This window comes from Pseudoalteromonas sp. ASV78, from assembly GCF_047806705.1.
Taxonomy (GTDB): domain Bacteria; phylum Pseudomonadota; class Gammaproteobacteria; order Enterobacterales; family Alteromonadaceae; genus Pseudoalteromonas; species Pseudoalteromonas prydzensis_A.
The window spans coordinates 652,270-664,118 of sequence record NZ_JBLOPA010000001.1; the positions used below are offsets into that span (position 1 = coordinate 652,270).

Annotated in this window: 11 protein-coding genes; 9 read left to right on the forward strand and 2 right to left on the reverse strand. The window is 43.3% G+C overall.

Features of this window, described 5'->3' with window-relative positions; all coding sequences use genetic code 11:
* Positions 1 to 106: 106 nt before the first annotated feature.
* Entirely contained in the window at positions 107 to 3,487 is a 3,381-nt protein-coding gene (rne, locus tag ACMVDV_RS02890) for a ribonuclease E (protein ID WP_416157126.1), read from the reverse strand.
* A gap of 623 nt (positions 3,488 to 4,110) precedes the next feature.
* Between rne and rluC the strand changes: the two genes are divergently transcribed.
* Both rluC and ACMVDV_RS02900 read left to right on the forward strand, forming a co-directional pair.
* Complete coding sequence (gene rluC, locus ACMVDV_RS02895; RefSeq protein ID WP_304184561.1) at positions 4,111 to 5,070, forward strand: 23S rRNA pseudouridine(955/2504/2580) synthase RluC; 960 nt, start codon at positions 4,111 to 4,113, stop codon at positions 5,068 to 5,070.
* Positions 5,067 to 5,732: an HAD-IA family hydrolase gene (locus tag ACMVDV_RS02900; RefSeq protein WP_416157127.1), complete on the forward strand. Its 666-nt coding sequence runs from the start codon at positions 5,067 to 5,069 to the stop codon at positions 5,730 to 5,732. Before rluC ends, ACMVDV_RS02900 begins: the two co-directional genes overlap by 4 nt.
* Here the strand turns inward: ACMVDV_RS02900 and ACMVDV_RS02905 are convergent.
* Positions 5,707 to 6,309: a Maf family protein gene (locus tag ACMVDV_RS02905; protein WP_416157128.1), complete on the reverse strand. Its 603-nt coding sequence runs from the start codon at positions 6,307 to 6,309 to the stop codon at positions 5,707 to 5,709. The two genes, ACMVDV_RS02900 and ACMVDV_RS02905, sit on opposite strands and share 26 nt — an antisense overlap.
* A 142-nt stretch (positions 6,310 to 6,451) precedes the next feature.
* Here ACMVDV_RS02905 and yceD point away from each other — a divergent pair, with 142 nt between their 5' ends.
* The 7 genes from yceD to fabF all read left to right on the forward strand — a co-directional run bounded on the left by yceD (position 6,452) and on the right by fabF (position 11,784).
* Positions 6,452 to 6,976 (forward strand): 23S rRNA accumulation protein YceD, encoded by a 525-nt coding sequence (gene yceD / locus ACMVDV_RS02910; protein WP_301562317.1) that lies wholly within the window; start codon positions 6,452 to 6,454, stop codon positions 6,974 to 6,976.
* Positions 6,977 to 6,985: 9 nt separating this feature from the next.
* Complete coding sequence (gene rpmF, locus ACMVDV_RS02915) at positions 6,986 to 7,156, forward strand: 50S ribosomal protein L32 (RefSeq protein WP_002962381.1); 171 nt, start codon at positions 6,986 to 6,988, stop codon at positions 7,154 to 7,156.
* Between the two features lie 12 nt (positions 7,157 to 7,168).
* Positions 7,169 to 8,212, forward strand: a complete 1,044-nt coding sequence (plsX, locus tag ACMVDV_RS02920; RefSeq protein WP_304184541.1) for a phosphate acyltransferase PlsX — start codon at positions 7,169 to 7,171, stop codon at positions 8,210 to 8,212.
* A gap of 59 nt (positions 8,213 to 8,271) precedes the next feature.
* Positions 8,272 to 9,198: an ACP S-malonyltransferase gene (fabD, locus tag ACMVDV_RS02925; protein ID WP_304184539.1), complete on the forward strand. Its 927-nt coding sequence runs from the start codon at positions 8,272 to 8,274 to the stop codon at positions 9,196 to 9,198.
* 12 nt (positions 9,199 to 9,210) lie between these two features.
* The gene (gene fabG, locus ACMVDV_RS02930; RefSeq protein WP_416157129.1) at positions 9,211 to 9,957 is read left to right on the forward strand and encodes a 3-oxoacyl-ACP reductase FabG; all 747 of its coding nucleotides are present in this window, start codon (positions 9,211 to 9,213) and stop codon (positions 9,955 to 9,957) included.
* Positions 9,958 to 10,196: 239 nt separating this feature from the next.
* A complete protein-coding gene (gene acpP / locus ACMVDV_RS02935) occupies positions 10,197 to 10,433 on the forward strand; it encodes an acyl carrier protein (protein ID WP_016707440.1) in 237 nt (78 codons plus the stop codon).
* A gap of 112 nt (positions 10,434 to 10,545) precedes the next feature.
* Complete coding sequence (gene fabF, locus ACMVDV_RS02940; protein WP_416157130.1) at positions 10,546 to 11,784, forward strand: beta-ketoacyl-ACP synthase II; 1,239 nt, start codon at positions 10,546 to 10,548, stop codon at positions 11,782 to 11,784.
* Positions 11,785 to 11,849 lie beyond the last annotated feature (65 nt).

An 11,849-nucleotide genomic window follows, 5' to 3' on the forward strand; every position in this document is an offset into this window, starting at 1 on the left:
GCCGCTAAAATACTTAATTCGATAAAAGAAAATTCGAGAAACAAAAAGCCGCGTTAATTTTCATTAACGCGGCTTTTTACTGTGCTTTTAAGCTAAACCAAAAGTGTTAGTCAACACTCATGGTTTTAGTCATTGCAGCATTTGCGCGACCCGCTGGTTTGATAGAACCGGCACGTAAGCCACTATCTGGGATCGCTTCACGTTTGTCGTGTGCCATCGCTTTTGGCGTATGGGCAACGTCGCTATCTGCAACCGCAGTAGGTTGTGCCATTGGTGCACTTGCTTTACCTGAAGTGATCACTGTTTTAGTGTGCGCTACAGGTTTTGCAGTAGGCTTAGTCTCTGCCACGGGTGCCGTTTCTTCAACAACTACTTCTGGAGCAGGTTCTTCAACCACAGGTTTTTCTTCAACTACTTCAGGAGTAGGTTCTTCAACCACAGGTGCTTGTTCAACTACTTCAGGAGCAGGTTCTTCAACCACAGGTGCTTGTTCAACTACTTCTGGAGCAGGTTCTTCAACCACAGGTGCTTGTTCAACTACTTCTGGAGCAGGTTTTTCAACCACCGGCGCTTGTTCAGCTGCTTCTGGAGCAGGCTCTTCAACCACAGGTTTTTCTTCAACTACTTCTGGAGCAGGTTCTTCAATCACAGGTGCTTGTTCAACTACTTCAGGAGTAGGTTCTTTAACCACCGGCGCTTGTTCAGCTACTTCAGGAGTAGGCTCTTCAACCACAGGCGCTTGTTCAGCTACTTCAGGAGTAGGTTCTTCAACCACAGGCGCTTGTTCAGCTACTTCAGGAGTAGGCTCTTCAACCACAGGCGCTTGTTCAGCTACTTCAGGAGCAGGCTCTTCAACCACAGGTGCTTGTTCAACTACTTCAGGAGTAGGTTCTTCAACCACAGGTTTTTCTTCAACTACTTCTGCTGCTTGCTTATCTTGCTTGGCTTTTAACTCAGCTTCATATTCAGCAGCGGCTTGATCTGCAACTGGAATAAATGCTGGCGGTTGTGTACCTTGCGTTGATGTAGCTTCTTCACCCTCAGGACGACGACGGCGTTGTCCTGCAGCACGTAAATGACGTGGTGAGCGGCGTGAACGCGTACGCGTTTGGCCTTGCTCTTCATCAGTTGGTGTTACAGCTTCTTGCTCGTTTGGTGCCGTTTGTTCAGCTTTTTGCTCAGGCGCTGCAACAGCCGTTGTTTCGACAGAAGTAGTCTCAACAGATGTTTTAACTTCTTCAGTTTGAGTTACAACTGGCTTAGCTGGCTTATCATCAACAACAGGTGCAGCTTGTTGCTCTGCGTCATTGTTGGTTGTAGCCGGTTGTGCATTTTTATCTTGCAAGCGAACTTTTTTGCGTAAGTTACGGCGCTGACGACGAACCTTCGGTTTTTGCTCAGTTGCTTCAACAACGACATCTTGGCTTGGTGCAGCTTCTTTTACGTCAGCTTTTGCTGCTGTTTTTTCTGCTACTACTTTGCCGTCATCGCTACGAGTGTCATTACGTTTACGCGAGTTAGGATTGCGACGACGTTTGTTACGGTTATCGTTTCTTTCCTGTTGCTCGTTGTTTTGCGTGTTTTCAACTGCTGGCGTTTCTTCAGCTACGCGTTCTGTACGCTCACTTTGCGGTTTATTGCGCGAATTATTATTACGACGACGTTGGTTATTACGACGACGAGTATCACCATCGTTATTACGACGTTGATTATTACGAGATTCGCTAGCCGATTTTTGCTGCTGTTGCTCTTTACTTTCTGTTTGCTCAGCAGGCGTTGCAAATAAAGCTTTAAACCAATTACCAATTGCAGTAAATAAGCTTACTTGCGGCTGGGCTGCAACGCTTTGTGGTGCCGCTGCCGGGACTGCTTGAGCTTGTGGTGCTGGTGTTGATGGCATAACCACGCCTTTTAACACTGGCTCTTCACGTACCGCGACCGTTGGTGTTTTTGAGGTTTCAAACACTTCTTGCTCAGGTACTGTAATTTGCTCGTAGCTTGCTGCTTCAATTGTTTCATCTTTACGCAAACGCATTACTTCGTAGTGTGGTGTATCCATATGTTTATTAGGAATGATCACCACATCACAGTTGTGACGTTTTTCGATGCGATGTACGCTTCGGCGTTGTTCATTTAACAGGTATGAAGCAACTGCAACAGGCACTTGGGCATTAACTTGTGAGGTATTGTCTTTAATCGCTTCTTCTTCGATTAAACGTAGAATTGACAATGCAATCGATTCGTTTGAACGAATAGTACCTTGACCACTACAACGAGGGCATGGGCCTTGGCTCGCTTCACCAAGTGAAGGGCGTAGACGCTGACGCGACATTTCAAGTAAACCAAAACGCGAAATTTTACCAATTTGTACACGGGCACGGTCTGGACGAACAGCATCTTTTAAGCGATTTTCTACTTCACGTTGGTGGCGCGGTGGCGTCATATCGATAAAGTCGATAACAATTAGGCCACCTAAGTCGCGTAAACGTAATTGGCGAGCAATTTCGTCTGCAGCTTCTAAGTTGGTATTCAGCGCAGTTTCTTCGATATCGCCGCCTTTTGTGGCTTTAGATGAGTTGATATCGATAGAAGTAAGTGCTTCAGTTGGGTCAATAACAATTGAACCACCAGAAGGTAAGCGTACTTCGCGTTGGAATGCTGACTCAATTTGGCTTTCGATTTGGTAATGAGTGAACAGTGGTACTTCACCTTGATAAAGTTTTACACGGCTCATGAAATCAGGGCGAAAACGCTCAATGTGCGCTTTAGCTTCTTCAAATACACGGGCTTTATCAATCAGAATTTCACCGATGTCACGGCGTAAATAATCGCGGATAGCACGGAAAATAACATTGCTTTCTTGGTGAATTAAGAAGGGCGCTTTACCGCTGTCTGATGCTTGTTGAATGGCATCCCAGTGCACTAAAAGCGCTTTTAAATCGTAGTTTAGTTCTTCAAACGATTTACCAACACCGGCAGTACGTACGATTAAACCCATGCCTTTAGGCAGTTCTAAACGGCTTAATGCTTCTTTAAGTTCGGTGCGTTCATCACCTTCGATACGACGAGAGATCCCGCCTGCACGTGGGTTATTAGGCATTAAAACAAGGTAGCTACCGGCAACACTGATAAAAGTGGTAAGCGCCGCGCCTTTTTGGCCACGTTCTTCTTTGTCAACTTGGACAATCACTTCTTGACCTTCTTTGATCACGTCACGAATATTCGGACGACCATGGAAAGTATAACCTTGTGGGAAGTAAGTACGGGCGATTTCTTTTAAAGGAAGGAATCCGTGACGATCAGCACCATAATCAACAAAGGCTGCTTCTAATGACGGTTCGATACGTGTGATTTTGCCTTTATAAATATTGGCTTTTTTTTGTTCGTGACCCGGGCTTTCGATATCTAAATCATACAGGCGCTGGCCATCAACCAGTGCTACGCGCATTTCTTCTTGCTGCGTCGCATTGATTAGCATACGTTTCATATTGTTACTCTACTGTGTTATGTCGCTGACATGACGAAACTTTTCGCCTGTTCAGTTGCTCCATCGCTTCTTTTTGTACAGTCTCACGACTGGATCTGTGGGGAGCTTGGTACTGTATTCGTACTTTAAGTATCTTTATGGTGCTGGCTGACAATAACGTGTTGTCACGTTATTAAATTCTATTATGGTGCCAAAACTATCGGCTGTTTTTTACAGTGACGTATTCGAGTTCTGTCCAGAGTCGACCATTTATTAAATTAACTTAGGTGTTTTACAGTACATCTGCTGAACGGCGTATTGTACGCCGTCACGATCAGACAAATTATCTGTTCAAATTGCTTTTTTCATCAACATTAAATAACACTTCATGCTCAAACTTAACTGGCGATATATTACGCGCATCGGAGTTAATTGAACGCACGTGTAAACTGGGTATGTATAAAAGCTTTGGAAAACTTATCTCGGATCTGTATGATCAATTACCCAGAATGTGCATCACGAATGTTTTAATGTGTTAAAAAGCACCGTTGTTATTTGCAAATACATATTTGCGACGGTGATTATCCCATTATTATAACTGTGTTAGCAACTAAAATTATTTTACTTAAATCAGTGATTAGGCAATGTCAGAAAAAACCGGCTTACAAGTATCTTTCGTCACGATTACCGAAGACCATTTAGGTCAACGGATTGATAACTTTCTTATTACCCATTTAAAAGGGGTGCCTAAAAGCGCTGTATACCGAATTCTTCGTAAAGGTGAGGTGCGGGTTAATAAAAAACGCATCAAACCTGTGTATAAATTACAACTCGATGACATCGTTCGTATTCCACCAATACAAATAGCTGAACGTGAAGAGTTTGTGCCTAAAAATCTCGATGTAGTCACTAAACTTGAAGATGCTATTTTATTTGAAGATAAATACCTTATCGTCATTAACAAACCATCAGGCATGGCTGTGCATGGTGGCAGTGGCCTCAGTTATGGCTTAATTGAAGCATTACGGGTACTGCGCCCAGATGAGCGCAGTTTAGAGCTTGTACATCGTTTAGACCGTGATACATCAGGCTGCTTGTTAATCTCGAAACGCCGTTCAGTGTTGACCAGCTTGCATGAACAATTGCGTGAAAAAACCATGGAAAAAAATTACTGGGCATTGGTTGATGGGCAATGGGATTCAAAAGATAAAAATGTTACCGAAGGGTTGTTGAAGAACACCTTGCAATCTGGTGAGCGCATAGTTCGTGTTAATAACAGCGAAGGTAAGCCGTCTCATACGCGCTTTAAAGTGCTGGAACGTTTTGCTGAATGTTCACTCGTACAAGCATCGCCTGTTACTGGTCGTACACATCAAATTCGTGTTCATACTCAGTGTCGTGGTCATGCCATTGCCTGTGATGATAAATACGGCAATCAAGCGTTTGATGCTGCAATGCGTAACATTGGTTTAAGTCGTTTGTTTTTACACGCCCATGATTTGAGTTTCTATCATCCAAAAAATGAAACCACCATGCGCGTAGAAGCGCCGCTAGATAAAGCTTTAGTTAACTGTATTAAAACCTTACGTGCCGCAAAATCGTGAAACAATATAAGCTAGTTATATTTGATTGGGATGGCACTGTGATGAATTCAGTGCCTAAAATCGTTAACTGTATGCACCAATCTGCATTAGCATGCGGCGTAACGCCGCCAAGTGATGAAGCAATAAAAAACATTATTGGTTTATCATTGCAGTGTGCCGTCGCGACGCTATTTGCTGAGCAGCAAGCGCTGCATGCACAGTTAATTGCGGGTTATAAGCATCAGTATAAATACCTTGATGTAACACCCACGCCGTTGTTTGCAGCGGTTGCAAGCACTTTAGCAGCGTTGCAATCACAGGGCACACTATTAGCGGTGGCAACGGGTAAAAGCCGAGCAGGGCTGGAGCGTTTGTTAGACGAAACCAAGCTTAGAAAGTATTTTGTTGCAACCCGTACTAGTGATGATGCGTTGTCAAAACCAGCCCCTGATATGTTATTGCAATTGCTTGAAGAGCTTGATATTAGCCATGAAGATGCGCTGATGATTGGTGATACAAAAATAGATATGGCGATGGCAAAAGCGGCCAATATTGACCGCCTTGGTGTGACCATGGGAGTGCATAATGCGTTACAGCTTAGCGAATTTGCTCCCATTGCAACGGTTGACTCGTATCAACAGTTGTCTGCACTTTTAATTAACGCAGTTGCGCTTGTTGATTAAGTACATCTAAACCAAATTCAGCCAATAACTGACTGAGTTTGATCAGCGGCAAACCAATTAAGCTGTTTGGATCATCGCCGCTGAGCTTTTCAAATAAACAAATACCGAGGCCTTCACTTTTAAAACTGCCTGCACAGTTGTACGGTTGCTCTGCATCGCAGTAGGCAGTTATTTGCGCCTGAGTGAGTGCTCTAAAAGTGACATTAAATGGCTCAACAAGGGTTTTAGTTTTATTGCTTTGAATGTCATAAACACATAAACCGGTTAAAAATGTCACGGTATTGCCGCTAAACAAACTCAGTTGTTTGATGGCATTTGCTTTATTGTGTGGTTTCCCCAGAATTTGCTGGTTGAACACCGCGACTTGATCAGAGCCGATCACTAAACCTTGGCTAAAATGTTGCACAGCGGCACGGGCTTTAAGCTCACTGAGACGCGCTACAAGCGCTGGTGGGGTTTCTTCTGGATCGGCTGTTTCGTCAACATCAGGTGAAAAAGTGCTAAAAGGTAGATTAAATTTTTGCAATAAAGACTGACGAAAGGGTGAACTTGAGGCTAAAATAAGTGGGTGCTGCATGGATGGCTTTCCTAATGAAAATCAGATTGAGTTAGGATAAATCAGATCCGTCGGCAAAACAAAGGAATGAATCGCGAAAAACCAGCTAAAAATGGTTTTTTACTTTGACTAACCAAGTAACTATCTATATGATGCAGCCCCTATGCAAAAGGTGAAAATTCCCATCACTCTTCATCCAGGCAAAGCAGCGCAACACCGTTTAAAGTACGACGGCATTGTCCCGCTTGAAAAACTTGTCCGTTTACGGGAAGTTGTGCAGGAAGAAGTAGGTGAAATAGCGGTAACAATTCATTGCAAAAACGATGAGCAAGGTTTCGCTGTGATTAGAGGCAATTTGTCCACACACGTAACTGTCACTTGTCAACGTTGTAATGGTGATTTAGGGTTGGATTTGGTTCAAGACTTTGTTTATTCCCCAGTAGCTGAGGATACAGAGTTAGATAATTTTCCAGAAGACTACGATGAAGTAGCAGTCGATGAAAATGGTGAAATTAACGTGTTTGATTTAATCGAAGACGAACTAATTTTAGCAGTGCCATTAGTAGCTACCCACAACGAAGCTTCATGCAGTTATTCAGCAAAGCCTGCCAGCTTTGGTGTATTAAAAGCGGAAGAGGATAAACCAAATCCATTTGATATTTTGAAACAACTTAAGAAAGATTCTTAGGAGAAGACTATGGCTGTACAAAAGAGCAAAAAGTCTCGTGCAAGACGCGGCATGCGCCGTTCACACGATGCGATCAGTGGTCCAACTTTAACTGTAGACCAAACATCTGGTGAGACTCATCGTCGTCATCACGTGACTGCAGATGGTTACTACAAAGGCGTTCAAGTAATTTCTAAATAAGAGATTGCTTTTATGCTGACCAATCTAACCATTGCGTTAGATATGATGGGGGGCGATTATGGCCCCCGTTCATCTATCCCCGCAGCCGTTAACGCGGTAAATGCCAATGCCAACTTAAGATTAATCTTATGTGGTAACGAAAAAGTAATATCTAAAGAACTCGAGTCCCTCGATTCTCTTTCTCATCCTCGTCTAATTATTCGTCATTGCAGTGAAGTTGTAACAAATGGCTGTGAGCCGTCTACTGCTGTGCGATCAAAAAAAGATTCTTCCATGCGCGTTGCCCTTGATTTAGTTAAATCAGGCGAAGCACAAGCGTGCGTGAGTGCCGGAAATACCGGTGCATTGTTATTCATGGCCCATTACGTATTGAAAATGCTGCCAGGCGTAAAACGCCCTGCATTAATATCGGCGGTGCCAACCGAGCGAAAAAACCCGGTTTACTTACTTGATTTAGGTGCTAACGTGCATTGTGATGCGCAAACCTTATATCAATTTGGCATTATGGGTTCCGTGGTGGCAGGACAAGCGCTGGGTTGCGATAACCCGAAAGTAAGCTTATTAAATATTGGCTCAGAAGACATTAAAGGCCATGAAGATATCAAACAAGCTGCGCAACTAATGCAGCAATGTGATCATCTCAATTATATTGGTTACAGTGAAGGCAGCGATATTTTCACTGGTAAGTCAGATGTGATCGTCTGCGAAGGGTTTGTCGGTAATGTGGCGTTAAAAACCTGCGAAGGCATTGCCAAACTTATTATGTTTAAGCTTACCAAAGCCCTTCAGAAACACTTTTTTTATAAATGTTTGGCTTTTATGCTACAGCCAGTCATAAAAAAACTCTATAAACGGGTGAACCCCGACCAGTATAACGGCGCTTCTCTGGTAGGATTGCGCGGTATTGTCGTAAAAAGCCATGGAAATGCCTCAGCTAAAGCATTTCATGCTGCTATCGATGAAGCTGTCAGGGAAGTCGAACGTCAACTTCCTGAAAAAATAGCAGCTATCTTCGAGCAAACACATTCAACTAAAAAAGTCGCAACTGACGATTAATAACTTTGTCAGATGTGTACTTAAACATTTATTTATTTGTTTAATTAAAAGAGCAAAGTATGGCACAAAAAATTGCACTTGTTTTTCCAGGTCAAGGCTCCCAGTCAGTGGGTATGTTAAGTGAGCTTTTAGAGCAATCTGACGTTGTTAAAGCAACGTTTGCAGAAGCATCAGCGGCACTTGGTTATGATTTGGCAGCGTTAGTACTTAATGGTCCAGAACAACAACTCAATCAAACCCATCGTACCCAACCTGCATTATTAACAGCATCAGTGGCGATTTACCGCCAATGGCTTGCTGCAAATCCAGATGCAGAAGTCACTATGGCCGGCCATAGTTTAGGCGAATATTCAGCGCTGGTTTGTGCAGATGTACTAAGCTTATCCCAAGCTGTAAAGCTGGTAGAAAACCGTGGTTTATACATGCAAGAGGCTGTGCCTGCAGGCGTTGGCTCTATGGCGGCGATCATTGGTTTAGGTGATGATGAGATCAAGGCTGCATGCGACGCTTCAGCACAGGGCGAAGTTGTTGCACCAGTAAACTATAATTCTCCAGGTCAAGTTGTGATCGCAGGACATAAAGCCGCAGTAGACAGAGCCTCAGAAGCATGTAAAGAAGCCGGTGCAAAGCGTGCTTTGCCTTTATCGGTAAGCGTGCCTTCACATTGTGAGTTAATGAAACCAGCGGCAGAAAAATTAGCTGCTGATTTAGCCGCTTTAACATTTAGTACACCTAAGTGTGATGTAATTAATAATGTTGATGTAACTGCTGCAAATTCAGCGGATGCAATTAAAGATGCTTTGGTTCGTCAATTATACAGCCCAGTACGTTGGACTGAAACAGTCCAAGCATTAGTGGCACAAGGTATTACGCAAAGCTACGAGTTTGGCCCAGGTAAAGTGCTAACTGGCCTTGCTAAACGTATTGATAAAGCAATGGTGTGTGGCTCGGTAAATGATCAAGCCAGCATTGATGCAGCAAAATAAGAGTAGGAAACAATGGCAAATTTATTTTCATTAGAGGGCAAGGTTGTCCTTATTACTGGTGCAAGCCGCGGTATTGGTAAAGCAATCGCAACTATGCTGGTGGCACAAGGTGCTAAAGTAGCCGGTACTGCAACCAGTGAGTCAGGTGCTGCAAATATCAGTGAATATTTAGCCGAGAATGGTAAAGGTTATGCGCTTAACGTAACTGAACCTGCATCGATTGAGGCAACACTTGCAGCGATAAAAGCGGATTTAGGTGATATCGATGTATTAGTAAATAATGCCGGTATTACCCGTGATAATTTACTTATGCGCATGAAAGACGCTGAATGGGATGATATTATTGATACGAATCTAAGCTCTATTTTCCGTTTATCGAAGGCTGTTTTACGCCCGATGATGAAAAAGAAAAATGGCCGTATTATTAATATCGGTTCAGTTGTTGGTACAATGGGCAATGCAGGGCAAGCTAACTATGCAGCAGCTAAAGCGGGCGTAATTGGTTTTTCTAAGTCACTGGCACGTGAAGTTGCCTCTCGTGGCATTACTGTGAACGTAGTAGCGCCTGGTTTTATCCAAACAGATATGACCGATGAGCTTACAGATGAGCAAAAAGCAGCTACGCTTGCTAATGTGCCCGTTGGGCGTTTAGGTCAACCGGATGAAATTGCCGCAGCCGTATGCTATTTAGCATCTGATGCAGCCGCGTATGTGTCGGGTGAAACCCTGCATGTAAACGGTGCTATGTATATGGTATAGGAACTTTGTTCCTTTTTTGTTTTTAATAAGTTTGTCGAAAAATGTTGAATTTTTTGTGATCTTGCTTTAAACATACTTGAATTCGCGTTGAAAATAAGCGATAAAAGAGACAAATAACCCTCAAGAGGTTTGACCAGATAAATATTTATCAGCAAATCCTTGAATCACAGAATTATGCGCCGTAAACTACGCCGCAATCTGAAAATAACGCATTGGCGTTTTTAATAAAGGAAAGAAGAATGAGCGACATCCAAGAACGCGTAAAGAAAATCATCATTGAGCAACTAGGTGTTAAAGAAGAAGAAGTAAAGCATGAAGCTTCTTTCGTTGATGACTTAGGCGCCGATTCACTTGATACTGTTGAATTAGTAATGGCTCTTGAAGAAGAGTTTGACACTGAGATCCCAGATGAAGAAGCTGAAAAGATCACTACAGTACAAGCTGCAATCGATTACGTAACAGCTCACGCTGAGTAATCAATCGCAAATTAAGGGCAGCATTCGCTGCCCTTAATCTATCCATAATATGATACTAATTAATTTAGTACACACCCACCTAAAATAATAATTCCCTTATTGGAGGCAACCCGTGGCTAAACGTCGAGTCGTCGTAACTGGCTTAGGAATGTTGACACCGCTAGGTAACGATGTTGAATCAACCTGGCAAGGCTTGTTAAATGGCAAAAGTGGTATTCAGACTATCACGCATTTCGATACTTCAAGTTTTGGCACCAAATTCGCAGGCTTGCTGAATGATTTTGATGCATCTAACTATATGTCACCTAAAGATGCTAAAAAAATGGATTTGTTTATCCAATATGGCATAGCAGCGGGTGTGCAGGCACTACAAGATTCTGGCCTTGAAATCACAGAGCAAAACGCACCGCGCGTTGGTGTTGCTGTGGGTTCAGGCATTGGTGGTTTAACTTTGATTGAAGAGAACCACATAAAACTATTAAACAGTGGCCCACGTAAGCTTTCTCCTTTTTACGTGCCGTCGACCATTATCAATATGATCTCAGGTCATTTATCGATTATGCACGGTCTGCGTGGTCCAAATATTTCAATTGTTACAGCCTGTACCACAGGTTTGCATAATATCGGCCATGCGGCGCGTATGATTGCCTATGGCGATGCTGATGCCATGGTTGCCGGTGGCGCTGAAAAAGCATCGACACCGATTGGTATGGGTGGCTTTAACGCAGCACGTGCATTATCAACCCGTAACGATGACCCACAAGCGGCGTCTCGTCCGTGGGACAAAGACCGTGATGGTTTTGTATTGGCTGATGGCGCAGGTGTAATCGTACTTGAAGAGTATGAACATGCCAAAGCCCGTGGCGCTAAAATCTACGCTGAGTTAGTTGGTTTTGGTATGAGTGGTGATGCGTATCACATGACGTCACCGCCTGAAGATGGTGCCGGTGCCGCACTTGCGATGGAAAATGCGCTTAATGATGCGGGTGTAAATGCTGGGCAAGTGGGTTATATCAACGCTCACGGTACATCAACCAACGCCGGTGATAAAGCTGAAACCTCAGCGGTTAAAGCAATCTTTGGTAATGCAGCAAAAGATGTGATGGTGAGTTCATCTAAATCAATGATGGGTCACTTATTGGGTGCAGCAGGTTCTGTTGAATCAATAATCACGATTTTGTCATTACAAGAGCAAAAAGTAACGCCAACAATTAACCTTGATAATCCTGACGAAGGTTGTGATCTGGACTATGTTCCACACACCGCTCGTGATGCGAAACTTGATTACGCATTATGTAACTCGTTTGGTTTTGGTGGTACTAATGGCTCGTTGCTATTTAAAAAGGTATAATCTTTTTTAACAACGAGACAAAATAATAGCCCAGTTGTGACTGGGCTTTTTTATATGCAAAAAAA